Origin of the sequence: Micromonospora sp. NPDC005087, from assembly GCF_042872965.1 — a bacterium.
GTDB lineage: Bacteria > Actinomycetota > Actinomycetes > Mycobacteriales > Micromonosporaceae > Micromonospora.
Genome location: NZ_JBIALB010000003.1, coordinates 346,562 through 370,567, shown reverse-complemented (window position 1 = coordinate 370,567; position 24,006 = coordinate 346,562). Strand labels below are relative to the sequence as shown.

17 protein-coding genes are annotated in these 24,006 nt (G+C 74.2%); 12 read left to right on the top strand and 5 right to left on the bottom strand.

Features of this window, described 5'->3' with window-relative positions; genetic code table 11:
• The first annotated feature begins 123 nt into the window (after positions 1-123).
• The 5 genes from murA (at position 124) to ACFYPS_RS09885 (ending at position 8,987) form a co-directional block, all read left to right on the top strand.
• On the top strand, positions 124-1,479 hold the full coding sequence (gene murA, locus ACFYPS_RS09905) for a UDP-N-acetylglucosamine 1-carboxyvinyltransferase (protein WP_354965081.1): 1,356 nt from the start codon (positions 124-126) through the stop codon (positions 1,477-1,479).
• A gap of 128 nt (positions 1,480-1,607) precedes the next feature.
• On the top strand, positions 1,608-2,201 hold the full coding sequence (locus tag ACFYPS_RS09900; protein WP_354965082.1) for a DUF3043 domain-containing protein: 594 nt from the start codon (positions 1,608-1,610) through the stop codon (positions 2,199-2,201).
• A 177-nt stretch (positions 2,202-2,378) separates the two neighbouring features.
• The gene (locus ACFYPS_RS09895) at positions 2,379-2,939 is read left to right on the top strand and encodes an XRE family transcriptional regulator (RefSeq protein WP_354965083.1); all 561 of its coding nucleotides are present in this window, start codon (positions 2,379-2,381) and stop codon (positions 2,937-2,939) included.
• 382 nt (positions 2,940-3,321) lie between these two features.
• Complete coding sequence (locus ACFYPS_RS09890) at positions 3,322-7,944, top strand: WG repeat-containing protein (protein ID WP_354965084.1); 4,623 nt, start codon at positions 3,322-3,324, stop codon at positions 7,942-7,944.
• A 44-nt stretch (positions 7,945-7,988) separates the two neighbouring features.
• The gene (locus ACFYPS_RS09885; protein WP_354965085.1) at positions 7,989-8,987 is read left to right on the top strand and encodes an aldo/keto reductase family protein; all 999 of its coding nucleotides are present in this window, start codon (positions 7,989-7,991) and stop codon (positions 8,985-8,987) included.
• Positions 8,988-9,061: 74 nt separating this feature from the next.
• On the opposite strand, the gene ACFYPS_RS09880 is transcribed toward ACFYPS_RS09885, so the two are convergent.
• Both ACFYPS_RS09880 and ACFYPS_RS09875 read right to left on the bottom strand, forming a co-directional pair.
• The gene (locus ACFYPS_RS09880) at positions 9,062-9,859 is read right to left on the bottom strand and encodes a site-2 protease family protein (RefSeq protein ID WP_354965086.1); all 798 of its coding nucleotides are present in this window, start codon (positions 9,857-9,859) and stop codon (positions 9,062-9,064) included.
• The gene (locus tag ACFYPS_RS09875) at positions 9,859-10,059 is read right to left on the bottom strand and encodes a hypothetical protein (RefSeq protein WP_354965087.1); all 201 of its coding nucleotides are present in this window, start codon (positions 10,057-10,059) and stop codon (positions 9,859-9,861) included. The genes ACFYPS_RS09880 and ACFYPS_RS09875 overlap by 1 nt, the downstream gene beginning before the upstream one ends.
• A gap of 143 nt (positions 10,060-10,202) precedes the next feature.
• Here ACFYPS_RS09875 and ACFYPS_RS09870 point away from each other — a divergent pair, with 143 nt between their 5' ends.
• The 4 genes from ACFYPS_RS09870 to ACFYPS_RS09855 all read left to right on the top strand — a co-directional run bounded on the left by ACFYPS_RS09870 (position 10,203) and on the right by ACFYPS_RS09855 (position 16,160).
• The gene (locus ACFYPS_RS09870) at positions 10,203-12,047 is read left to right on the top strand and encodes a protein kinase (RefSeq protein ID WP_354965088.1); all 1,845 of its coding nucleotides are present in this window, start codon (positions 10,203-10,205) and stop codon (positions 12,045-12,047) included.
• Between the two features lie 60 nt (positions 12,048-12,107).
• The gene (locus ACFYPS_RS09865; RefSeq protein WP_354965089.1) at positions 12,108-14,033 is read left to right on the top strand and encodes a bifunctional adenosylcobinamide kinase/adenosylcobinamide-phosphate guanylyltransferase; all 1,926 of its coding nucleotides are present in this window, start codon (positions 12,108-12,110) and stop codon (positions 14,031-14,033) included.
• The gene (locus ACFYPS_RS09860; RefSeq protein ID WP_354965090.1) at positions 14,023-14,796 is read left to right on the top strand and encodes an adenosylcobinamide-GDP ribazoletransferase; all 774 of its coding nucleotides are present in this window, start codon (positions 14,023-14,025) and stop codon (positions 14,794-14,796) included. Before ACFYPS_RS09865 ends, ACFYPS_RS09860 begins: the two co-directional genes overlap by 11 nt.
• 65 nt (positions 14,797-14,861) lie before the next feature.
• The gene (locus ACFYPS_RS09855) at positions 14,862-16,160 is read left to right on the top strand and encodes a DUF2314 domain-containing protein (protein ID WP_354965091.1); all 1,299 of its coding nucleotides are present in this window, start codon (positions 14,862-14,864) and stop codon (positions 16,158-16,160) included.
• A gap of 14 nt (positions 16,161-16,174) precedes the next feature.
• Here the strand turns inward: ACFYPS_RS09855 and gcvT are convergent, their stop codons facing one another.
• A complete protein-coding gene (gene gcvT, locus ACFYPS_RS09850) occupies positions 16,175-17,305 on the bottom strand; it encodes a glycine cleavage system aminomethyltransferase GcvT (RefSeq protein WP_354965092.1) in 1,131 nt (376 codons plus the stop codon).
• 161 nt (positions 17,306-17,466) lie between these two features.
• On the opposite strand from gcvT, the gene ACFYPS_RS09845 reads away from it, so the two are divergent.
• Positions 17,467-19,041 (top strand): leucyl aminopeptidase, encoded by a 1,575-nt coding sequence (locus ACFYPS_RS09845; RefSeq protein ID WP_354965093.1) that lies wholly within the window; start codon positions 17,467-17,469, stop codon positions 19,039-19,041.
• 61 nt (positions 19,042-19,102) lie between these two features.
• Here the strand turns inward: ACFYPS_RS09845 and ACFYPS_RS09840 are convergent, their stop codons facing one another.
• Positions 19,103-19,432, bottom strand: a complete 330-nt coding sequence (locus tag ACFYPS_RS09840) for a hypothetical protein (protein WP_109819350.1) — start codon at positions 19,430-19,432, stop codon at positions 19,103-19,105.
• A 179-nt stretch (positions 19,433-19,611) separates the two neighbouring features.
• On the opposite strand from ACFYPS_RS09840, the gene lpdA reads away from it, so the two are divergent.
• Both lpdA and sucB read left to right on the top strand, forming a co-directional pair.
• Positions 19,612-21,003: a dihydrolipoyl dehydrogenase gene (gene lpdA / locus ACFYPS_RS09835; RefSeq protein WP_354965094.1), complete on the top strand. Its 1,392-nt coding sequence runs from the start codon at positions 19,612-19,614 to the stop codon at positions 21,001-21,003.
• A gap of 67 nt (positions 21,004-21,070) precedes the next feature.
• Positions 21,071-22,912 (top strand): 2-oxoglutarate dehydrogenase, E2 component, dihydrolipoamide succinyltransferase, encoded by a 1,842-nt coding sequence (gene sucB / locus ACFYPS_RS09830; RefSeq protein ID WP_354965095.1) that lies wholly within the window; start codon positions 21,071-21,073, stop codon positions 22,910-22,912.
• A 106-nt stretch (positions 22,913-23,018) separates the two neighbouring features.
• On the opposite strand, the gene ACFYPS_RS09825 is transcribed toward sucB, so the two are convergent.
• The gene (locus ACFYPS_RS09825) at positions 23,019-23,954 is read right to left on the bottom strand and encodes an SDR family NAD(P)-dependent oxidoreductase (protein ID WP_354965096.1); all 936 of its coding nucleotides are present in this window, start codon (positions 23,952-23,954) and stop codon (positions 23,019-23,021) included.
• Between the last annotated feature and the right edge of the window lie 52 nt (positions 23,955-24,006).

The following is a 24,006-nucleotide window of genomic DNA, read 5'->3' as shown; positions in this document are numbered from 1 at the left end:
CGAGGGCTATGCTGCCGGAGCGACGACGCAAGCGGGCCGTTTCGATATGGCCGCATCCGGGGTAGCGAAAGAGCTGGAGCTCCCCACCATCAACACGGCAGCACCGACGCGCTGGAGGTTGCGTTGACCGACGACGTCCTGGTCGTGCACGGAGGCACTCCGCTCGAAGGGCGGATCCGCGTGCGCGGCGCGAAGAACCTGGTTTCGAAGGCGATGGTCGCCGCGCTGCTCGGCGACAGCCCTAGCCGGCTGTTCGACGTGCCGAAGATCCGCGACGTCGAGGTGGTCCGGGGTCTGCTCGGTCTGCACGGCGTCAAGGTCACCGACGGCACCGAGGACGGCGAGCTCGTCTTCGACCCGGCCAACGTGGAGAGCGCCAGCACCGACCAGATCAACGTGCACGCCGGCTCCAGCCGGATCCCGATCCTCTTCTGCGGCCCGCTGCTGCACCGGCTCGGGCACGCGTTCATCCCGGACCTGGGCGGCTGTCACATCGGCCCGCGCCCGATCGACTTCCACCTTCAGGCGCTGCGGGAGTTCGGCGCCACGGTCGACAAGCGGCCCGAGGGTCTGCACCTGTCCGCGCCGAACGGTCTGCACGGCACCAAGTTCGCCCTGCCGTACCCGAGCGTCGGCGCCACCGAGCAGGTGCTGCTGACCGGTGTGATGGCCGAGGGCGTCACCGAGCTGCGCAACGCCGCGGTGGAGCCGGAGATCATCGACCTCATCTGCATCCTGCAGAAGATGGGCGCGATCATCAAGGTGCACACCGACCGGGTGATCGAGATCCAGGGCGTACCGAAGCTGCACGGCTACACCCACCGGCCGATCCCGGACCGGATCGAGGCGGCGAGCTGGGCCGCGGCTGCGCTGGCCACCCACGGTCACGTCGAGGTGCTCGGCGCGCAGCAGGCCGACATGATGACCTTCCTGAACATCTTCCGCTCGGTCGGCGGCGAGTACGAGGTCACCGACGCCCGTCCGCCGAAGCTGGGCGACCCGGGCCAGGAGGGCGGCATCCGGTTCTGGCACCCGGGCGGTGAGCTGAACGCCGTGGCGCTGGAGACCGACGTGCACCCCGGCTTCATGACCGACTGGCAGCAGCCGCTGGTCGTGGCGCTGACCCAGGCCCGCGGGCTGTCGATCGTCCACGAGACGGTCTACGAGCAGCGGCTGGGCTACACCGAGGCGCTCAACTCGATGGGCGCCAACATCCAGGTCTACCGGGACTGCCTCGGCGGCACCCCGTGCCGCTTCGGCCGGCGCAACTTCAAGCACTCCGCGGTGATCGCCGGGCCGAGCAAGCTGCACGCCGCCGACCTGGTCATCCCGGACCTGCGGGCCGGTTTCAGCCACCTGATCGCGGCGCTCGCGGCCGAGGGCACCTCCCGGGTGTACGGCGTCGACCTGATCAACCGCGGCTACGAGGACTTCGAGGCGAAGCTCGCCGACCTGGGCGCGCACGCCGAGCGTCCGTAACCTCCACCACTTGGTGTTCGCTGCGACAACTCCAGTTCGGCGCGTCTGACGCCGCGCTGCGACCTGGAGCCGTCGGCCCGGTGCACCGCGATGCGCACCGGGCGCGAGCCGTTGGCTACCCTTGCCGCGTGCCGTCGCTCTTTCGCCGCAAGTCCACCGACCTCGTCGACGAGGCCGTCTCCTCGGTGACTCCCGAGGAGACCGCCGATCGGCCCCGGGGTTACACCCCGGCCAAGGGTCGGGAGACGCCCAAGCGGCCGACCGCCGGCCGCCGCCCGGCTGGCCCCACCCGCCCCCTCACCAAGGAGGAGGAGCGGGAGCGCCGCCGCCAGCTACGCGCCGAGGCCGCCTCGGAGTTCCGCCGCGAGGGTGGCCCCCGCGACCGCGGCCCGGAGCGGCTGCTGGCACGCAACGTGGTCGACTCCCGGCGTACCGTCGGCACCTGGTTCTTCGGTGGCGCCCTGATCGTGCTGATCGGGTCGAACGCGGCGATGCCGCCGGTGGTCCGGCTGATCTCCAACGTGCTCTGGGGCGCGCTGGCACTGGGTGTGGTCGTCGACTCGGTGTTGATCTGCCGCAAGATCGGCAAGCTGGTCCGGCAGCGCTTCCCGAAGACAGGCCAGCGGATGGGCTCGCTCTACCTGTACGCGGTCATGCGGTCGATCACCTTCCGGCGGATGCGCGCCCCGGCTCCCCAGGTCAAGCTCGGCGACAAGGTCTGACCCGACTCGCGGCACGCCGAGCAGGCGCGGCACCCCGGTAGTGCCGACCGCACCGAGGGCGGTAAGTCGCTAAAGCATCCGGGCATCCGACGTTCGTTGTACCGTACGAATGGTTCACCCTGCTGAACGCAGCACCGGTGTTCGTCGTACCGAACGTTGATCCAATGGAGCGAACGCATGCCTCCGGAACCGGCCGCCCCGCTCGCCACCATCGCCGCCGCCCTGCGCCGCGAGCGGGACCGGGTCGGCATCTCGCTGACAGAGCTCGCCCGGCGGGCGGGCGTCGCCAAGTCCACCCTCTCCCAACTGGAGTCGGGGACCGGCAACCCGAGCGTGGAGACGCTGTGGGCGCTCGGCGTGGCGCTCGGTGTGCCGTTCAGCCGGCTGGTGGAGCCCGCCGACGACGGCGTACGGGTGATCCGCGCCGGTGACGGCCCCCAGGTCCGCTCCGAGCAGGCCGACTTCACCGGGACGCTGCTCAGCGCCGGGGCGGCGCACCTGCGTCGGGACATCTACCTGATCGAGTTGGAGCCGGGCGCGGTCCGGGCCGCGGACGGGCACACCCCTCGCAGCGTCGAGCACGTGGTGGTCGCCGCCGGCCGACTGCGGGTGGGCCCCGAGTCCGGCCCGGTCGACCTCGGCCCCGGCGACTACGCGACGTTCCCCGGTGACGCTCCGCACCGTTACGAGGCCCTGGTCGCCGGCACCTTCGCCGTGCTCGTCATGGAACACCCCTGACCGGTGCGGGATCCCGTCCGAGCCGAGCCGGCGGCAGGTGAGGTATCGTCGGAACCCAGATTCGGTTATCAACCCAAATGTCCGAAACCATAGGATAACGTTTGCGTCCGTGGGCGGCGCCACAGTGGCGGTGAGCGAGCCCACGCCGTTACCCTCCATCCGCAGCCACGCCCTGCCGAAACGGGCGACTTGACCGGCACGCGAGGCCCAGCGCGACAATCTGCAACGAGGTGACAAACGCCGTGAGCGAGCGGACGCGAGCCGGCCACCGGGGCGTGGCAGGCGGCGACCGGACGCCCGGCGGGCACCGGGGCGCGAACGCGGACCGCCCACCTCTCACGTTGATCGGCCACCTGGCCGGGTGTGGCGACGGGCTCGGCGGATGAACGGCCGGTACACCGACCGGTGGCGGGACCCGAACGAGCCGTCCTGGGTGGTCGAACCGACCACCGAGTGGCATCCCCAGTTCCCCGGCCAGCGCTATGCCGGCGACATTGGAATGTCGCACCAGCCGCCCCCGCCGCCGCGCGGCCGGGCGTCCGTCGTCGGCCGCACCGAGGTACCGCCGCTCGCGCCAACCCGTCCGGACGGCACCTACCTCGGCCGGTCCTGGGCTGACGAGGAACCCGCCGAGGCGGACCCCTACGGCCGGTCCTGGTCCGATGAGGAGCCGGCCGGCACGCCGGCCCACGGCACGTCGCGGGGCGACGAACACCCGGTCGAGACGTCCGCCCACGGCCGGCCGACCGGGGCCGACAACCGCCACTACGATCATGAGCCGTACCGCCGGCCGCTGCCCGAGCCGCCCCGGCGCGACGAGCGCCGCTCCCCCGAGTCGGACCGGCGGACCGCCTGGTCCGACCGGCGCCCGAGCGACGAGCGGGCACCAGCCCGCGAGGCAGCCTGGCACCGGGACCAGCCCGCCGAGCGGTACGACAGCCGCCGACCGCGACACGACCCGGCCGATCGGGAGCGGGGGTACCCGAGCACGCCACCGGTGTCCCCCGCACCCCGGCCCGAGCCCGGCTGGGTGCAGGAGCCGGACGAGGCGCCGCGCCGGCGCGGCGCGCAGGAGCGCCCGGCCGCCGGATACGACCGGCACCCCGGCGACGGGTACGCCGCCCGGCCCACCCGGGGCCACGAGGACCGCCCGGCCGAGGGCTGGGCCGCCGGCGGGGCCGGCCAGTGGGCACCCGTGGAGGGCCGCTCCCGGTACCCCGATCGGGCCGCCGACGACACCCGCCGCCCCGACCGTGTGGCCGACACGCGGCGTCCGGAGCGCGTCTCCGACGACACCCGTCGCCCGGAGCGGGTGACCGACGCCCGCCGCCCGGAGCGGGTCGCCGACGATGCGCGGCCGGCGGCGCGGGCCCGTGCGGACGCTGGCGTCGATACGCCCAGCGAACGGCGGTACCGCCCGGACGAGGCGGTCGGCGCACCGCAGACACCGGACGGCGGACGACGGCACCGGCCCGAACCGGAGATGCCGGGACAGCCGCGCCGGGACGACGAGCGGCGCCGGCCAGCCGACCCGCACCGACAGCAGCCCCGCGAGGCGGCGGCCCGCGCCGAGGCGTACCCGGACCGGCGCCCCCGCGAGGACGCCCGGCCGGAGGCGTACCGCGACGAGACGTACCGCGAGGCACGGCCGCAGCCCGGCCACCGCCCGGACGGCAGCCTGCCCTGGCCACCGCCGGGTCCAGTGCGTCCGGACCGCACGCGGGAACCGGGCCACCAGGGCGCTGGGCAACGCACCGCCGAGCCAGGTGTCCCGTCGCGGCCGGCCACCCGGCCCGAAAGGCCGCCGGCCGCGCAACCCCGATACGACGAGCGCCCGGTACGTCCCGCCGCGACGGCTCCACGGGCGCCGGCCACCTCCGGCCGGGCCACCCCGGTCCCGCCGGCACCCGTCTCCCCCGCCGCACCGGGCTGGGACCGGCCGATCTCGGCGGCCCCGGCCTCCCCCGCGCCGGCGGGCCACGAGCGCCGACCGGCCGACCACGTCCCACCCGGCCGCCCGGATCGAGACCGGCCGGTGTCGGCGGCCCCGGTCTCCCCAGCGGCGGACGTACCCGTCTCGGGTCCGCCGGCCGCCCGACTCCGGCTGGAGTTCCTGCCCGCACCGGTGGACCCGCCGCTGTCCGACGAGCACCCGGACCCGGCGATGTCCCCCGAGCCCCGGACGCCGGCCGAGCCGGAGCAGTCCGCCCCGGCGGCGGACGCGCGCCCGCCGGTCGCACCGCCGCCGGCCTGGCAGGCCTCGGATTCCCCGTCCGCGCGGCCGGTCGCGTCCCCCACGGCTCAGACCCCCACGGCTCGAACACCCACGGCGGATGCCGAGCCGGCGCTTCCGGTGGCACCCGGCATGCCGCGCCGCTACGTACCCCCGGCGCCGTCGGAGCCGCCGGCGGCGCCCGCTCCGGATCCGGTCGAGGCTCCGGTCACCGGAGGGCCGGCCGCCTGGTTCAGCCCCGCTCAGGAGGTGGAGTCCGACCAGCCGGAGACGGACCGCCGGCCAGCCGAGGCGACCGACGACCTCTCGGCAACCGATGGCCCGGCCGGCTCCGCCGCGGCCACGAGAGCGGCGCCCGACCCGTCAACGCCCGCCGCCGACCCGGCCGTCGATGATCGGGCGCCCGACCCGCACCCGGACTCCGCGGTCGAGCCGACCGCCGGGACGCCGGCCCCCGCGCCCCAGGCCCGGCCGGTGTCCGCACCGCCCGCGCCACCGATCTCCGCACCACCGGCCGAACCGGTCTCCGGCGCCCCCGACCCCTGGGCCAACGACGTGGTCACCGATCGTGACCCCGCAGGCGGGTCGACACCGATTGACGCCCTCGGGTCGGTGTCGGCGCCACCGGCCTACCCGGTGTCGGCGCCACCGGCCTACCCGGTGTCCGGACCGCCGGGGCGCCCGGTATCCGGTGCCCCTCGCAGCTGGGCGGATGATCTGCTCGACGAGGCACAGCCCACAGCCGAGCCGACACCGGCGGAGGGCAACCTGCCGGTCTCCGGCCCGCCGAGCACCGCCGGAACACCGCTTCAGCGCACCGACCCGGCGGCCGCCGAGACCCACCCCGACGTCTCCGGATCCCTGGGCGCTCCGTCCTACGACGGGTCTGACGGCTGGGCGGCCGAGCGCCTCGCCGAGCCGGAGCCGCTGGACCGGCCGGCATCCGCACCGCCGGCATCGATCGACGCCCACCAGCCGATCCAGGAGTCTCTGGACCGGCCGGTCTCCGCGCCGCCCGCACGGGACAGTGGTCCCGCCGAGCGCGCCCCGGTGGACGAGGTGCGCTCGACGCCGGACGAGCCGGCCGATCGGAGCGTCCCCACACCGGTGGCCGATTCGCAGACCGACGACCCGTCCGCCGTCGGAGAGCACCCGGCCCGGCCCGCGCCGTCCGACCACGATCCGGACGAGCCCGTCTCCACCGAGCCCGCACGGCCGGACTCGACCGCGCCCGTCTCGGCCCCGCCCGTCTCAGGCCCGCCAGTCTCGGCCCCGCCCGTAGCGCCCATGTCCGCGGCACCCGTGTCCGCACCGCCGGTCTCCGCACCGCCCGTGTCCGCACCGCCCATCTCCGCACCGCCCGTGTCCGCGCCGCCGGCCACGGCCGTTCCCGGCCCGCGGAGCGGGTCAGCCGGGGAGAGCGTGCCGGTGTCCGGGCCACCTGGCACGACACCGCCGGTGACCCGCCGGCCGCTGGCCGAGCAGGGCGACCCGGAGCAGGTCCTTGCGGCGTACCGGTGGCGGCTCGACCCGGTCACCCTGCGCGAGGACCTGACGGAGCCGGACGACATGCGGGCGATCCGGCGGCGGCTGACCGAGAAGCTGGGCTCGGCCATCGACAACCGGGCCCGGGCCCGGCTGCTCAGCCTGCGGGCGGTGACCTCCCGGATCCTCGGCGAACTGGACGACGCTCTGGCCGACGGCCGCCTCGCCCTCACCTACGCCGAGGCCACCGGCGAGCTGCGACGGACGGCGCTGGCCCAGGCCCGGCTGGCCCATGTGCTGCGCTGGCGTGGCGACTTCACCGAGGCCGACCAGCTCTTCGCCAAGGCCAACTCGATCGAACTGCCCGACCGGCTGCGGGCCGCCCTGCATGAGCACGCCGGGCGCGCCTGCTACGACCAGGGCCGACTCATGGAGGCCTGCCACCACTTCGAACAGGCCCTCGACCTGCGCGGCGCCGGCGACGCCGAACTGCTGGACCGGATCCGGGTGGCCCTCGACGCGGTCGCCACCCGGGCCACGGCGGACGGCTTCGGGCCGTACCCCCGGAGCCGGGACGAGGTGCTCGACCGCGACCGACCCCCAACGCCCGGCCAGGACGGACCGCTGTGGGGGTACACCGACCCGGACGGTGACCTGGTCATCCCCGCCCGCTACGCCGAGGCGCAGCCGTTCCACGACGGGTTGGCCTGGGTCCGCCGACCGACCACCGGCCGGTGGTCGCTGATCAACCTGCTCGGTACGACGGTGATCCCGCCGTCCTACCGCGCGGCCCGCCCGTTCAGCGACGGCCTGGCCTGGGTGGTCGCGGACGGCGGCTGGACGGCGATCGACGCGACCGGCGAGGTGCAGGTCCCGCCCAACTTCGCCGAGGTACGCCCGTTCCGTCGGGGGGTGGCCGCGGTCCGGCGCGAGGGTTGGGGGGCGGTCGACCGGACCGGCCGGATCGTGGTGCCCACCCGCTACCACGGCTTCGCCACCGAGCTGGCCGACGGCCAGCAGGTCGACGGGTTCACCGACGAGGGCCTCGCCGTGGTCGACGTGGGCGGCCGACGTGGCGTGGTGGACCGCGGCGGCACGCTGCTGGTGCCGCCGGCGCACCCGATTCTGGTCATCCACCCGGTGGCGTTCCTGGTCGGCAACGGCACCGGGCGCTGGGGCGCCCTGGACCGGCGCGGCGAGCCACTCATCGACGCTGTGCACCGTGACCGTGCCGCCGTGCTGGCGGAGATCGACCGGCTGCTCACCGACGCCAACCCGGTGCTCTGACCGGCGGTTCGGCGACCCTGAAGCGGCGGGGCTAGGGTCGGGTCATGGAATTCCGACACCTGGGCCGTTCCGGCCTGATGGTCAGCGAGATCTCGTACGGCAACTGGATCACCCACGGTTCGCAGGTCGAGGAGGACGCCGCGTTCGCCTGTGTCCGGGCCGCTCTCGACGCGGGGATCACCACCTTCGACACCGCCGACGTGTACGCCGGCACCCGGGCCGAGGACGTGCTCGGCCGGGCGCTGCAGAACGAGCGCCGCGAGGGCCTGGAGATCTTCACCAAGGTCTACTGGCCCACCGGTCCCGGTCGCAACGACCGCGGCCTGTCCCGCAAGCACATCATGGAGTCGATCAACGGCTCGCTGCGCCGGCTGCGCACCGACTACGTGGACCTCTACCAGGCCCACCGGTACGACCACAGCACGCCGCTGGAGGAGACGATGGAGGCGTTCGCCGACGTCGTGCACTCCGGCAAGGCGCACTACATCGGCGTCTCCGAGTGGTCGGCGGCGCAGCTGCGTGCCGCTCACCCGCTCGCCCGGGAGCTGCATGTCCCGCTGGTCTCCAACCAGCCGCAGTATTCGATGCTCTGGCGGGTCATCGAGACCGAGGTCGTCCCGGCCAGCGAGGAGCTGGGCATCGGCCAGATCGTCTGGTCGCCGATGGCGCAGGGCGTGCTCTCCGGCAAGTACCTCCCGGGGCAGCCGCCGCCGGCCGGTTCCCGCGCCACCGACGAGAAGTCCGGTGCGGGCTTCATCTCCCGGTTCATGACCGACGAGGTGCTGACCCGGGTTCAGCAGCTCAAGCCCCTCGCTGAGCAGGCCGGGCTGAGCATGGCCCAACTCGCCGTGGCCTGGGTGCTGCAGAACCCGAACGTGTCGTCGGCGATCATCGGCGCGTCCCGCCCCGAGCAGGTGCACGACAACGTCAAGGCGGCCGGCGTGAAGCTCGACGCCGAGCTGCTCAAGGCGATCGACGAGATCGTCGAGCCGGTGACCGAGCGCGACCCGGCGAAGACCGAGTCCCCCGCACAGCGGCCCTGACGCCAGCCCCGGTCCGGTCAGCGCGGGTTCGCGCCGACCGGACCGGGTCAGCCCGGACGCTCAGCCGGGGCCGGTCAGCCCTGCCAGAAGCGGATCAGGTCGAGGCCGGTGGCGTAGAGCCACGAGGGCAGGCCCAGCAGGTCCCCGATCGCGAAGACGACGTCGAAGAACCAGCCGCCGATACGCGGATTCCACAGCAACGCGAAGAGCAGCAGGAAGCCGTACGGGGCGAACAGGTCGTACATCCGGCGCCACTGCGGGTTGAGCCACGGCTGGATCATGTTGCCGCCGTCCAGGCCGGGAACCGGTAGCAGGTTCAGCACGCTCGCGGTGAGCTGGAGGAAGGCCAGCAGCGCCACCCCGGCCCAGAACTCGACCGGGCCGCCCGCCTGGATGCCGATCCGCAACGCCGCCACCAGCACCAGCGTGAACAGCACGTTGGTCGCCGGCCCGGCGAGGCTGACCAGGGTGTGCCGCAAACGGCCCGGAATGGCGTGCCGGTCCACCCACACCGCGCCGCCGGGCAGGCCGATGCCGCCGAGCAGCACCACCACCACCGGCAGCACGATCGACAGCAGCGGGTGGGTGTACTTCAGGGGGTTGAGCGTCAGGTAGCCCCGATGGGCGATGTCCCGGTCGCCGGCCCGGAAGGCCACCACCGCGTGCGCGTACTCGTGCAGGCAGAGCGAGACCAGCCACCCGGAGACCACGAAGAGGAACACGTCGAACCGGACGCTGCCGTACCCGTTCCAGGCCAGCGCCCCGCTGACCGCGAAGAGGGCGACCAGGCCGAGGAAGACCGGGCTGGGCCGGAACGCCGCCCTGGGCACACCGAGCACCAGCCGCTCCCCGCCCGGCCGGTCGTAGCCCATCACTCGGCCGTGGGCAGCAGGCTCATCCGGTACTCCAAGCGGTCGTCCTCCACGAGCGCGACCGAGGTGACGCCGGCCGCCGCGAGCTCCCGCCAGGTCTGACCGATCCAGGATTCGGCGTCGGCCTGGCTGCCGAACGACTCCGCCGGTCCCTCGACCGTCTGGCCGTCCGTGCCCTCGTACCGCCAGCTCCACGCCATGCCGCGTCTCCCCTCGCCGCTGAAGTCCCCGTGGGACGAACCCTCGCCAGCGTAGTCGGCCCGACCCGGAACGGCCGCTCGCTCGCCCCGGCCGCGACCCATGGGCTGATCAACGCATCGGCGGCGGCCGGTACGGTGGCCCGGTGCTGACACGGGGAGTGCTGCTCGATGACCGGTACCGGCTGGGCGAGCGGGTGGCGACGGGCGGGATGGGCGCGGTCTGGCGCGGCACCGACGTGCTGCTGGAACGCGAGGTGGCCGTGAAGGTTCTGCTGCCGTCGCTGGTCGCCGACCCAGAGTTCACCGCCCGGTTCCGCGCCGAGGCGCAGATGCTGGCAGCGCTGCGGCACCCCGGCGTGGTCGCGGTGCACGACGTCGGGCAGGCCACGCTCGCCGACGGCAGCCGGGTCGACTACCTGGTGATGGAGTACGTCGAGGGTGAGCCGTTGTCCGCCCGGGTGCGCCAGGCGGGTCGGCTGGACCCGGCCACCACCATGTCGGTGCTGGCGCAGGCCGCGGACGCGCTGCACACCGCCCACCTGGCCGGCATCGTGCACCGGGACGTGAAGCCGGGAAACCTGCTGGTCAAGGCGGACGGCAGGGTGGTGCTGGTCGACTTCGGCATCGCCCGGTCGCGCAGCATGGCCGGGCTCACCGCCGCGAACATGGTGCTCGGCACCGCCTCGTACATGTCCCCCGAGCAGGCCACCGGGCAGCCGGTCTCCCCCGCCACCGACGTGTACGCGCTGGGCGCGGTGGCGTACTTCTGCCTTGCCGGGCAGCCGCCGTTCGACGGTGACAACCCGCTCGCGGTGGCGTTGCGGCACGCTCAGGACGAGCCTGCGCCGCTGCCGTCGGACACCCCACCCGCGGTGGTGGCGGTCGTCGCGCGGGCGTTGGCCAAGCGGCCGGCGGACCGGTTCGCCAGCGCCGCCGAGTTGGCCCGCGCCGCCGCTGACGCCCGCGACGCGACCCTGGCCAGCATCCCGCCGGCCGCCCGCCCACCCTGGGCGCTGGCCGCCCCCGGCCCGTCCGGCCCGGGTCCGACCCCGCCGTCCGTCGCGGCGCCCGTCCCGAGCCCCACCCCGCCGTCCGTCACGCCGCCCGTCCCGAGCCCCACCCCGCCGGCACCCGCGCGGCCCGTCCCGAGCCCCACCCCGCCGGCCCACGCGACCACCGCGCCGACGCCACCGGCTCCGCCCACGGATCTGCGCCCCCCGGCGGTCTTCGGAACCGAACCGGCGGGGACCCGGGAGGACCCGTTCCGGACCGGGTCGGGCCGGCGGCGCGGGCCACTGCTGGTCGGGGTCGGTGCGGTCGTCCTCGTCGCGCTGGTCGCCGGGACCGTGGCGGCGCTGCGGCCCGACCCGGAGCCGCGTGGAACGGACCTTCCGGCCGCACTGGCCGGCGAATCGGCGTCGGCCGCGAACGTCCCGCTGCCGAGCGGGGACGCGGCCACCCCGGGCCCCCGGCCCAGCGGCACGCCGGGTGCCAGCCGCACCGCGACCACCGCGTCGACCGGCGTCGCCGATCAGCCCAGCGCGCCGGCCAGCGGCGCCCCGGCCCCACGCACCACGGCACCGGGAAGCCCGCCGACCGGGGCCGTCACCGGCAAGCCGCCGTCCAGCGGCAGCACGGCGGGCCGGCCCAACCCGTACACCGCGACCCAGGTGTGCGGCAGCGGCTACCAGGTGATCGACTCGGCGACGCTGACCGGCGGCGACGGGCGCCGGCGGGGCCGCGTCTACCTGCTGTACCACTCGGGCACCGGCAACAACTGCGTGGTTACCCTGAAGGACACCGCGGTCGGCACCAAATCGGCGGCGTCGGCGTACCTGGAGGTGCAGGAGCGTGCCCGCGGCACCGACAGCGGGTCGTTCGACTACTACGCCGGGCCGGTGCGGGCCAGCGCAGCCGGCACGTGCGTGAGGTGGGGTGGCGCCACCGGCGGGGTCAGCTACGGCAGCGGATTCGAGCACTGCGACTGACCGGACCGCGACCACCGGGCCGGCAGGCAACGGCACCCCGGGCGGCCTTAAGGTACGGGCATGTCCGTTGACGGGTGGAACACGGTCCTGGTTCTCGGCGGTATCCGGTCCGGCAAGTCCGAGTTCGCTGAGTCCCTGGTCGCCGACGCGCCGGTGGTCCGCTACATCGCCACCGCAGGGGAGGGCGACCCGGAGGACACCGAGTGGGCGACCCGCCTGGCGGCGCACCGCGCCCGGCGGCCGGGCAGCTGGAGCACCGAGGAGACCGCGGCCGACCCGCGGCGGCTGGCCGACGTGCTCGCGTCCGCCCAGCCGAACGAGACGCTGCTCGTGGACGACCTGGGCGGCTGGGTGACGGTGCTGCTCGACCCGGAGCACCAGCCCGCCGACGACGTGGCGACCATCGCTGAGCTGGCCGAGGCGATCCGCGCCTGCTCGGCGCGGGTGGTGCTGGTCAGCCCCGAGGTCGGGTTGTCCCTGGTGCCGACCACGCCGCTGGGCCGGGCGTTCACCGACGCGCTCGGCGCGGCCAACCGGGCCGTCGCCGACGCCTGCGACGCGGTGGTGCTGGTGGTCGCCGGCCAGCCGGCCTGGCTGAAGCCGACCGTGCCGCCCAGGACCGCCGCCGTGCCGCCCGCGACCGCCGCCGTGCCGCCGGCACCCGCCACCGGGACCGCGCCGGTCGGGCCCGGGCCGGTCGGAGCGGATTCGGCCGACGTCGAGACCGCCCCCGAGGTGCAGCTGCCGGACGTGCTGACCCACGCGCCGCCGGCGGCCCCGAACCAGGAGCCGGGCAACCCCTGGGCCGCGCCGACCATGGCGCTGCCCATGGTGGCCACCGGGCTGGTCATCCAGCCGGGAATGGAGCTGCCGATGCCCGACGAGTACACCGGCCCCCAGGCGGTGGACCGACTGGCCACGTTGGACGTACCCGGTGCCGGGCTGGGCGTGCTGGACCGCGTCGTCGGCTTCGCCGCCGCCACCCAGGGCACCTCGACCCCGGTCGCCTGGAATTCCGTGCGGGTGCTGCTGCTGCACGGTGACCACGCCGGTGGCGCGTCGGCCGGCACGGTCGCCGGCGAGTCGGCGCGCCGGGCCGGGCAGGCCCGCGCCGGCCAGGGCGCGTTGGCCCGGCTGGCCGCCGAGAGTGGGGCCAGCCTCCAGGTGGTGGACACTCCGGCCGCCGCGCCGATGGAGGACGAGCCGGCGCTCACGCCCGAGCAGGTGGACTCGGCGCTGCGCTACGGCTGGCGGTTGGCCGAGCAGGCCGCCGACGCCGGCGTACAGCTGCTGGTGCTGGCCGCGTGCGGCGCCGGCACCGAGGCCGCCGCCGCGGCGGTGCTGGCGGCCACCGCGGGCGCGGAGCCGCCGGCCGTGCTCGGCCGGGTGATCACAAACTCCGGCGAGATCGACGACGCGGCCTGGATGATCCGCTGCGCGGCGGTACGCGACGCGCTGCACCGCACCCGCCGCTCGCCTCGGGGTGCCAAGGACGTGCTGGCCGAGCTGGGCGGCGGCGACGTGGCGGTGGCCACCGGCGTGCTGCTCGGCGCCACCGCCCGCCGGATTCCGGTGCTGTTGGACGGGCCGGTCGGGCTGGCCGCCGGCATGGTCAGCCGCGACCTGGCCGGGCAGGCGCGGCACTGGTGCCTGCTCGCCGACCACGGCGGTCACCCGGCGGTGCGGCTGGCCGCCGACGTGCTCGGCCTCACCCCGCTGCTCGACCTGCGGCTGGACCTCGGCGAGGGGGCCAACGCGCTGGTCGCGCTCCCGCTGCTGCGCTCGGTGCTGTCCCTGGCCGCCGCGCTGCCGGTCCACCCGTCGCTGGCCGGCGAAGGGGAGCCGGACCAGGGCACCGAGGAGCCGGAGGACGCCGAACCGGAGGACGCCGAACCGGACTACGCCGAGCCGGAGCCAGCCGGGCCGGGTCCGGCCACCACCACTGGGGCGGACGAGCAGGCGGCGTCGGGCTGGCGTGCCGGCTGAGTCGCGGCTCGCCGCGGGGGCCCGGCTGGCGGTCACCACGTTCAGCACGTTGCCGGTCCGGGCCGGCCGGATCGACCGCCCGGTGGCCGGCACCGCGATGGCGCTCGCCCCGGCGGTCGGCGCCCTGCTCGGCGCGCTGCTGGCCGGCGTGCTGCTGCTGGCCGGCGCGTTCGCTCCCCCGCTGGTGACCGCCGGCGTGACGGTGGGTGCCGCCGCCCTGCTCACCCGGGGGCTGCACCTGGACGGGCTGGCCGACACCGTGGACGCGCTCGGCTCGTACCGGCGGGGCGCCGCCGCTCTGGAGATCATGAAGAAGCCGGACGTCGGCCCGTTCGGGGTGGTCGCCCTGGTGGTCGTCCTGCTGGTGCAGGCGGCGGCGCTCGCCGAACTTGCCGGTCGGTCCTGGCCCGCGTGCCTCGCGGCGGTGGTCGCGGCGACCGCCGCCGGGCGGCTGGGTGTGACGGTGGCCTGCCGGCGGGGCGTGCCGGCGGCCCGCGCGGACGGGCTGGGCGCGTTGGTGGCCGGCACGGTGGGCCCGGTGGCACTGGCCGCCGGCGCGGTCGCCGTCGTGCTGCTGGCGGTGCCCGCGGTGCCGGGCCGCCCGTGGCAGGGGCCGCTGGCCGTCGCCGCCGCGTTCGCCGTCGCGGTGCCGCTGCTGGCCCACGTGGTACGCCGGCTCGGCGGGATCACCGGCGACGTGCTCGGCGCGACCGTCGAGGTGGTCACCACGCTGGTCTACCTGGGTCTGGTGCTGTCCGGCTGAAGCCGGCGAGGCGAGCCGGGTAGCGTTCGGCTCGACAGCACCGGACGGCCACCGGGGGAACGAGAATGCTCATCACGGACGACTTCCTGCCCGTACCGGTCCCGGAGTCGCTTAGCGCGACCTACCTGGTGCCGATGGCGGGGCTGCCGAAGGTCAGCGCGAAGACCGCGGTGGCGGCGCTGACCGGCCGGCTGGCCGAGCCGGTGCACGGGCTGGCCCGGCAGATGCTGGACAGCCCACTGATGAGCGTGGACACCCGGCCGATCGCCGAGTTCCCCGAGCTGCCACCGGATCTGCTCACCGCGTTCGGCGCCACCGAGGAGCAGTTGGCCCGGCTGGCGGCGTCGACCCACCTGGTGGTGGTGCAGGCCGAGTACCGGCCCGGCTGGCCGCCGGCGCACGAGTGGGCGGCCCGGGCGGTGGCGGCGGCGGTGGCGGAGTCCGTCGACAGCGACGTGGTGGACGTCTTCGGCCTGCAGTTCCTCGACCCGGCGACCGCGCTGCGCTCACTCCCGGACGAGCAGGGCCGGATCCGGCTGGTGGACTGGGTGCTGGTGCCGTACTCCTCCGACGTGGAGGGGTTGTGGTTCACCACCAAGGGGCTGCGCCGCTTCGGGCTGCTGGAGTTGCAGACCCAGGGGGTGCCCGACCACCTCACCCGGGCCTGGGGTGCGGTGATGACCGGGGCGGCACGACGGCTGCTGCGGGACTGGACCGACGGGCTCTCCGGCGAGGAGGTGCCGGCGTTCGTACAGTTGCCGGTGCTGGCCACGGTCACCGGACACGACATCGCGGTGGCGTACGGCAACCCGGAGCAGCACGGTGCGACGGCCCCGGTGCTGCTGCGCCTGGAGCTGGACCCGGCGACCGACCCGGAGGCCGACTCGTTCCTCAGCCTGCGCCCGCCGGCCGGGCATCCCGGTCCGGACGGGCGCTACTACGCCGCCGCCTGCGCGACGCTGTTCTCCGGGATCCAGCCGGACGTGCGCTACGCCCGCTCCGGTGACGCGATGAGCCGGGCGGTCGCCACCGCCCGGGCCGCGCTGGACGACGCCCGGACCCGGTTCGTCGCCGGCCAACTGCCGCCCGAGGCGCAGCTGGTGGTCAAGTACGGCCTGCCCGGCGACGACGGCCCGGAGTACGTCTGGGCCGGCGTCACCTCGTGGGAGGCCCCGGAGCGGATCGTCGGGGTGAGCGCCAGCGACGCCGCCACCGACTCCTCGGTGCGGATCGGCGCCCCGGTCGTGGTGGAGTCGACCGACGTGGTCGACTGGGCGGTGCTCGACGCCACCGGCGTGATCGAGGGCGGCTGGACCCAGGCAGTCCTGGACTCCGGCGAACCCCCCACCCCCAAAATCCCCTGACTCCGGTTGGGGGGTTACTTGACTGAGGGGTTGACGAAGGGGGGGCGGGTTATCTGCATGGGGGCTCGGCGGCCGCGGATCTCGACCTCGACGAGGTCGCCATCGGCGAGCTTGGCGTCGGTGTCCAGCAGGGCCAGCGCGATGCCCTGCTTGCGGGTCGGCGAGAAGGTGCCGCTGGTGACCGTGCCGACCTGCACGTCACCGACGTGCAGGGTCATCCCGGGCCGCGGAATGGCCCGGTCGACGGCCACCAGGCCGCGCAGCGTACGCCGGGGGCCGTCGGCCTTCTCGGTGCGCAGCGCGTCGCGGCCCCAGAAGGCCGGCTTGTCCCAGCCCACCGCCCAGCCGGACCGTGCCTGCACCGGGGTGATGTCCAGCGACAGGTCCTGCCCGTGCAGCGGGTAGCCCATCTCGGTGCGCAGCGTGTCCCGGGCGGCCAGGCCGCAGGCGCGCAGCCCGAAGCTCTCGCCGGCGGCGAAGAGCGCGTCCCAGACCGTGACCGCGTGCTCCGACGGCACGACCAGCTCGTAGCCCAGCTCGCCGGTGTAGCCGGTGCGGCAGACCGTCAGCTCGACCCCGGCCAGGCTGGCGGCGGAGAAGCTCATGTAGCCGTGGTCGGTGGGCAGGCCGAGGGCGCCCAGCAGCTCGGCCGAGCGCGGGCCCTGCACGGCCAGCACGGCGTACGCTTCGTGCTCGTCGGTGACGGTGACCTGCTCCGGCGCGGCGGTCCGCAACCGGCGGACCACCTCGGCGGTGTTCGCCGCGTTCGGGATGAGGAAGACGTGGTCGTCGGCGTACAGGTAGGCGATGATGTCGTCCACCACGCCGCCGGTGGCGTCGTCGCAGCAGAGCGTGTACTGCGCCCGGCCCGGCCCGATCCGGCCCAGGTCGTTGCTGAGGCAGGCGTTGACGAAATCGGCGGCGCCGGGGCCGCTCACCCGGGCCTTGCCCAGGTGCGACACGTCGAAGACCCCCACCGCGCTCCGCACCGCGGTGTGCTCCTTGAGCACCCCGCCGCCGGCGTACTCCAGCGGCATCTCCCAGCCCCCGAAGGGGGCGAACTTGGCGCCGGCGGCGGTGTGCCGCTCGTGCAGCGGGGAACGGCGCAGCCGGGTCGCGGCGGCGTCGGAGGTCACTTCGGTCATGGGTGGCAACTTACCGGGGGCAGCGCCGCTGGTTAGCATCGGCGGGACCCGTCGGCATCATCGGCGGGACAGCCCTGACGTCCGGCGGGTACGTTCCGCCGGAGACCTTCATCGCCGGTACGCGACGACGCGGCCGGCCCGGCCCGCCCGGAGTAACTTCAGTGACATCGCCCCGCACCACAACCCTGAGCCTGGTCGACACCGACCCGGCGGAGCTCGCCGTCGACGCGATCGTGATCGGCGTGCACAGCCAGACCGGAGAGCAGGGCGCCACCAGCGGCCTCGCCGGCACCCTGCTGCTCGCCAGCGGCGCGGAGAGCATTGCCGCCGCGTTCGACGGCAAGCTGACCGAGACGCTGGCGCTGCTCGGCGCGACCGGTGGCCCGGGCGAGGTGATCAAGCTGGCCACGCTGGGCACCGTCACCGCGCCGCTGGTCACCGCGGTCGGGCTCGGCCCGGAGCCGTCGGGCGCCGCCCCGGCCCCGGAGACGCTGCGCCGGGCGGCCGGCGCCGCGATCCGGGCCCTGGCGGGCGCGCAGAAGGTGGCGCTGGCCATGCCGCTGCCGGACGACGCCGACGCGCCGGCCGCACTGCGCGCGGTCGCGGAGGGCGCGCTGCTCGGCGGGTACCGGTTCGCGGGCTACAAGACCCGGCCGCAGCCGACCCGGCGGGAGCCGGTGGCCGAGGTGCTGGTTTCGGTGCCGGATGCCGGCGACGCGGGCGCTCTGGCGGAGATCAGCCGGGCGCAGGTGGTGGCCGGCGCGGTCCGGCTGAGCCGGGACTGGGTGAACACGGCGCCGAACGAGCTGCGGCCGCCGGTGTTCGCCGACGCGGTGGCCGACGCCGCCCGGGCGGCGGGCCTCGGCGTCGAGGTCCTGGACGAGGCGGCGCTGGCCGCCGGTGGGTATGGCGGCATCATCGCGGTCGGGCAGGGCTCGGAGGCCCCGCCGCGCCTGGTGAAGCTCACCTACACCCCGGAGGGCGGCGGCAGCGGTAAGCGGGTCGCGCTGGTCGGCAAGGGAATCACCTTCGACACCGGCGGCATCTCGATCAAGCCGGCACAGGGCATGTGGGAGATGAAGTCCGACATGGCGGGTGCCGCCGCGGTGGGTGCGGCCATGCTGGCGATCGCCGCGCTCAAGCCGGCGGTGGCGGTCAGCGCCTACCTGCCGATGGCGGAGAACATGCCGTCGGGCACCAGCTACCGGCCGGGTGACGTCATCAGCATGTACAGCGGCAAGAAGGTGGAGGTGCTCAACACCGACGCCGAGGGCCGGATGATCCTGGCCGACGCGATCGCCCGCGCCTGCGCGGACGGCACCGACTACCTGTTCGAGACCTCCACCCTGACCGGCGGCCAGGTGATCGCGCTGGGCAAGCGGATGGCCGGCGTCATGGGCAGTCCGGAGCTGTGCGAGCGGGTCCGGACGGTCGGCGACGCGGTCGGCGAGCCGGCCTGGCCGATGCCGCTGCCGGACGACGTGCGCAAGGGCATGGACTCCGACGTGGCGGACATCTCGCAGGTCAACGCCGGGATGGACCGGGCCGGGCACATGTTGCAGGGCGGTGTGTTCCTGCGCGAGTTCGTGACCGACGACGTGGCCTGGGCGCACATCGACATCGCCGGGCCGGGCTACCACTCCGGCGAGCCGACCGGCTACCTGACCAAGGGCGGCACCGGTGTGCCGGTCCGCACCCTGGTGCAGCTGGTCGAGGACGTCGCCGTCAACGGCTGACCGATGCAAGGAGGGGCCCCTTATTAACGCCTGGCGTTAATAAGGGGCCCCTCCTTGCATCTCAGTACCGCTCGGGGCGCCGCTTGCGGCGCTCGTTGAAGTCGCGCATGCGCTGCGGGTAGCCCATCAGCCGGACGTCGTACACCGGGATGCCCATCCGGTACGCGAAGCGCCGCGCGCCGTCCGGGCCGTCGATGCGCCGGCGGGTCCACTCCCCGTCGTCGGCGATCAGGATGACCGTGGTCTCCGTCACCGTCGTCCGCGGTTCGATGTACGCCTCGACGCCGCGACGGCTCCGGATGAAGTTCTCGAGATGATCCAGATCACCGCGATCCGCCGCGCGGTCGTGGCTGGGCACACGCGCCTGTTTGCGGCGCCGGAACAACCCCACCGGACCTCTCCCCCACGCTCCGTCATCGACAACGGTGCCAAGGGTACGTGTCACCGACGTGTCGTTGGGCACCTCAGTACGCACCCTGTGCCCAGTGGTGACAAGATGACCGAGGTGGGGTGTGTCTGTAGTTGCCCCGCCGTGACCCCCGATGCAGTGACGCGACCTGGGAGTTGGACGTGAGCGAGCCGAACGACGCAACCTTCGACATTGTCATCCTCGGAGGTGGCAGCGGCGGCTACGCGGCGGCGCTGCGCGCCGCCCAACTGGACCTGTCCGTCGCGCTGATCGAGAAGGGCAAGCTGGGCGGCACCTGCCTGCACAACGGCTGCATCCCGACGAAGGCCCTGCTGCACGCCGCGGAGATCGCCGACCAGACCCGCGAGTCGGAGCAGTTCGGTGTGAAGGCCGAGCTGGTCGGGATCGACATGGCCGCGGTCAACTCGTACAAGGACGGCGTGGTCTCCCGCCTGTACAAGGGCCTGCAGGGCCTGGTGGGTGGCTCGAAGAACATCACCCTCGTGGCCGGCGCCGGCAAGCTGGTCGGCAAGAACGTGGTCGAGGTGGACGGCAAGCGCTACACCGGCCGCAACCTCGTGCTGGCCTCCGGCTCGTACGCCAAGAGCCTGCCGGGCCTGGAGGTCGACGGCGAGCGGATCATCACCAGCGACCACGCGCTGTCCATGGACCGGGTTCCGTCGTCGGTGATCGTGCTGGGTGGCGGCGTGATCGGCGTCGAGTTCGCCAGCGTGTGGAAGTCCTTCGGGGGGGACGTGACGATCGTCGAGGCGCTCCCCCGGCTGGTGGCCGCCGAGGACGAGGAGTCGTCGAAGGCGCTGGAGCGGGCGTTCCGCAAGCGGAAGATCAACTTCAAGGTCGGCAAGCCGTTCGAGAAGGTCGAGAAGACCGAGAAGGGCGTCAAGCTGACCATCCAGGGCGGCGAGACCGTCGAGGCCGAGCTGCTGCTCGTCGCCGTGGGTCGCGGCCCGAACACCGCCAACCTCGGGTACGAGGAGCAGGGCGTGAAGATGGATCGCGGCTACGTGCTGACCGACGAGCGGCTGCGCACCAGCGTGCCGAACGTCTACGCGGTCGGCGACATCGTGCCCGGCCTCCAGCTCGCGCACCGCGGCTTCCAGCAAGGCATCTTCGTCGCCGAGGAGATCGCCGGCCAGAACCCGGCCGTGATCGACGAGGCCGGCATCCCGCGGGTCACCTACTCCGACCCGGAGCTGGCGTCGGTGGGTCTGACCGAGGCGAAGGCCAAGGAGCAGTACGGCGCCGACAAGGTCAAGACGTACAACTACAACCTGGGTGGCAACGGCAAGAGCCAGATCCTCAAGACCACCGGCTTCGTGAAGCTGGTCCGGGTCGCCGACGGCCCGGTGGTCGGCGTGCACATGGTCGGTGCCCGGATGGGTGAGCTGGTCGGTGAGGCGCAGCTCATCTACAACTGGGAGGCCTACCCGGCCGAGGTCGCCCAGCTCGTGCACGCCCACCCGACCCAGAGCGAGGCCCTGGGCGAGGCGCACATGGCCCTCGCCGGCAAGTCGCTGCACGCGCACGCCTGATCACCACAACCCGCGGCGTCCGGCGACGGGCGAAGATCCCACCAGGGGAATGAAGGAGTCTCAGAACATGCCGGTATCGGTCACCATGCCCCGGCTCGGCGAGAGCGTCACCGAGGGCACCGTCACTCGCTGGCTCAAGCAGGAGGGCGACACCGTCGAGGTCGACGAGCCACTGCTTGAGGTCTCGACCGACAAGGTCGACACCGAGATCCCGTCGCCCGCGGCGGGCGTGCTGAGCCGGATCGTGGTCGGCGAGGACGAGACCGCGGAGGTCGGCAGCGAGCTGGCCGTCATCGCGGGTGAGGGCGAGTCGGCCGGTGGCGGCGAGGCCGCCCCGCAGGAGCAGCAGCAGGCTCCGGCCGAGTCGGCCACCGAGCCGACGGCCGCCGCTGAGGGCACCGCCGACCAGGTGGCCCAGGACGAGGCGCCGGCCCCGGCCGCCGCCGGTGCGGGCGAGGGCACCGCGGTGAAGATGCCGGCCCTGGGCGAGAGCGTCACCGAGGGTACGGTCACCCGCTGGCTCAAGCAGGTCGGCGAGACCATCGAGGTCGACGAGCCGCTGCTGGAGGTCTCCACCGACAAGGTGGACACCGAGATCCCGTCGCCGGTCGCCGGCACGGTGCTGGAGATCAAGGTCGCCGAGGACGAGACCGCCGCGGTCGGCGCCGACCTGGCGATCATCGGCGTTGCCGGTGCCGCCCCGGCGCAGGCGAAGCCCGAGCCGAAGCCCGAGCCGAAGCCCGAACCGAAGGCGGAGGCCAAGCCGGCGCCCAAGGCCGAGCCGAAGCCGGAGCCGAAGGTCGAGGAGCCCACCCCGGGCGTGTCGTACAACGAGCCGTCCGCGGAGGCCGAGACCTCGGCGCAGCCGGTGAAGGCCGAGCAGGCCGCACAGCCGGCCGCGCCGACCCCGACGCCGCAGCGCCCGTCCGCCCCCGCCCCGGGTGGCGGCGAGGAGGCCGCCGGGTACGTCACGCCGCTGGTGCGCAAGCTGGCCAGCGAGCACGGCGTCGAGCTGTCCTCGCTCAACGGCACCGGCGTGGGTGGCCGGATCCGCAAGCAGGACGTGCTGGAGGCCGCCGAGAAGGCCAAAGCGGCGAAGGCCGCCCCGGCTCCGACGGCGCAGCCGGCCGCCGCCCCGTCGGCGGCCCCGGCGAAGCCGGCCGCGAAGCCGCAGCCGAGCGGCAAGCGGGGGACCACCGAGAAGCTCACCCGGATCCGCAAGGCCATCGCCACGCGGATGCAGGAGTCGCTGCACGAGATGGCGCAGCTCACCACGGTGATCGAGGTGGACGTCACCAGGATCGCGAAGCTGCGGACGCAGGCGAAGGACTCCTTCCAGCAGCGACACGGTGTGAAGCTGTCCTTCCTGCCGTTCTTCGCCCTCGCGGCCGTCGAGGCTCTGCAGACGTACCCGATCGTCAACGCCCGGATGGACCTGGACGGCGGGACGATCACGTACCCGGACGCGGAGCACCTGGGCATCGCCGTGGACACCGAGCGCGGTCTGCTGGTGCCGGTCATCCACAACGCCGGCGACCTCAACCTGGGCGGCATCGCCAAGCGGGTCGCGGACCTCGCCGAGCGGACCCGGACCAACAAGATCAGCCCGGATGAGATCGCCGGGGCGACCTTCACGCTGACCAACACGGGCAGCCGGGGCGCGCTCTTCGACACCCCGATCGTGCCGTCGCCGCAGTCGGCGATGCTCGGCACGGGTGCCGTGGTCAAGCGGCCGGTCGTGGTCAACGACCCGGAGCTCGGCGAGGTCGTCGCGGTCCGGTCGATGGTCTACCTGGCCCTGTCCTACGACCACCGGCTGATCGACGGCGCCGACGCCGCCCGCTTCCTGGCCGCGGTCAAGGAGCGGCTGGAGGCCGGCAACTTCGAGTCGGAGCTGGGCCTGGCCTGATCACCGAGCCAGTCGGAAAGGGCGCCCCGGTCATCGACCGGGGCGCCCTTTTCGTCGTTCGAGGGCGGAGCGCCGGTCGGGGCGGACCCCGGCCGACGCTGCGCGCTCAGCCCTTGAGCAGCGCGGTCGAGACCTGCCAGAGCCGTTCAGCGGCCTCCGGGTCCAGCGCGTACGGGGCGACGCCGCGCCGCTCTCCGGGCACCACCGGGCCAGCCTCCTGGCAGTCCTCGAAGTACCGCCCGCCGGCCCCGTCGATCAGCGGTGAGGCGGCGACCAGCACCGAGGTGGCGGCGCCCTGCTCGACGGTCTTCCAGGCCGCCGCGTTGCCCGAGCGAATCCGGTTCAGTTCGTCCTCGCTGACGTAGCGCTGGAGGTTGGTCTGGATCGCGCCGGGCATCAGCGAGTTGGCGACGATGCCGTCGTCGGCCCAGAGCCGGGTCGCCTCCACGGCGAAGAGCACGTTCGCCGTCTTCGACTGTCCGTACGCCTGCCACGGCTCGTACGGCCGGCGCTCGTACTGGATGTCCTCGAAGACCACCGGCGAGCGCAGGTGGGCGGCGGAGCTGACCGACGCGATGCGGGCGCCGTCGGCGGCGGACAGCGCGGGGCGCAGCCCGGTGGCGAGCGCGAAGTGCCCCAGGTGGTTGGTGGCGAACTGCATCTCCCAGCCCCGCGGGGTCCGCATCTCGGGCGCGGCCATGATGCCGGCGTTGTTCACCAGCATGTGCAGCGGGCCGTCCCAGTTGGCCACGAAGTCGGCGACCGAGCCCTGGTCGGCGAGGTCGAGCGGGGCGACCAGGATCTGGTCGTTGCCGGTGCTGGCGGTGATGTCGTCGGCGGCGCGCTGCCCGGCGTCGGTGTTGCGTACGGCCAGGGTGACCTGCGCGCCGGCGCTGGCCAGGGCGCGGGCGGTCTCGGTGCCGATGCCGGACGACCCGCCGGTGACGATCGCCCGCCGGCCGCCGAGGTCCACGCCCTGGATCACGTCCATGGCGGTGGAGTCATGGGTGAACGCGGTGGTGATCGGGGTGCTCGTCGTCATGATCCATCCTTGTTCGGGTAGGGCGGGCCGACCCGGCCCGCCGCTACGATGG

Bases quoted from the DNA above. Each gene is read 5' to 3' on its own strand.
- ACFYPS_RS09895 (WP_354965083.1), top strand. From the start codon at position 2,379: ATGCCTCCGGAACCGGCCGCCCCGCTCGCCACCATCGCCGCCGCCCTG.
- ACFYPS_RS09890 (WP_354965084.1), top strand. From the start codon at position 3,322: ATGAACGGCCGGTACACCGACCGGTGGCGGGACCCGAACGAGCCGTCC.
- ACFYPS_RS09885 (WP_354965085.1), top strand. From the start codon at position 7,989: ATGGAATTCCGACACCTGGGCCGTTCCGGCCTGATGGTCAGCGAGATC.
- ACFYPS_RS09880 (WP_354965086.1), bottom strand. From the start codon at position 9,859: ATGGGCTACGACCGGCCGGGCGGGGAGCGGCTGGTGCTCGGTGTGCCC.
- ACFYPS_RS09875 (WP_354965087.1), bottom strand. From the start codon at position 10,059: ATGGCGTGGAGCTGGCGGTACGAGGGCACGGACGGCCAGACGGTCGAG.
- ACFYPS_RS09865 (WP_354965089.1), top strand. From the start codon at position 12,108: ATGTCCGTTGACGGGTGGAACACGGTCCTGGTTCTCGGCGGTATCCGG.
- ACFYPS_RS09855 (WP_354965091.1), top strand. From the start codon at position 14,862: ATGCTCATCACGGACGACTTCCTGCCCGTACCGGTCCCGGAGTCGCTT.
- gcvT (WP_354965092.1), bottom strand. From the start codon at position 17,305: ATGACCGAAGTGACCTCCGACGCCGCCGCGACCCGGCTGCGCCGTTCC.
- sucB (WP_354965095.1), top strand. From the start codon at position 21,071: ATGCCGGTATCGGTCACCATGCCCCGGCTCGGCGAGAGCGTCACCGAG.
- ACFYPS_RS09825 (WP_354965096.1), bottom strand. From the start codon at position 23,954: ATGACGACGAGCACCCCGATCACCACCGCGTTCACCCATGACTCCACC.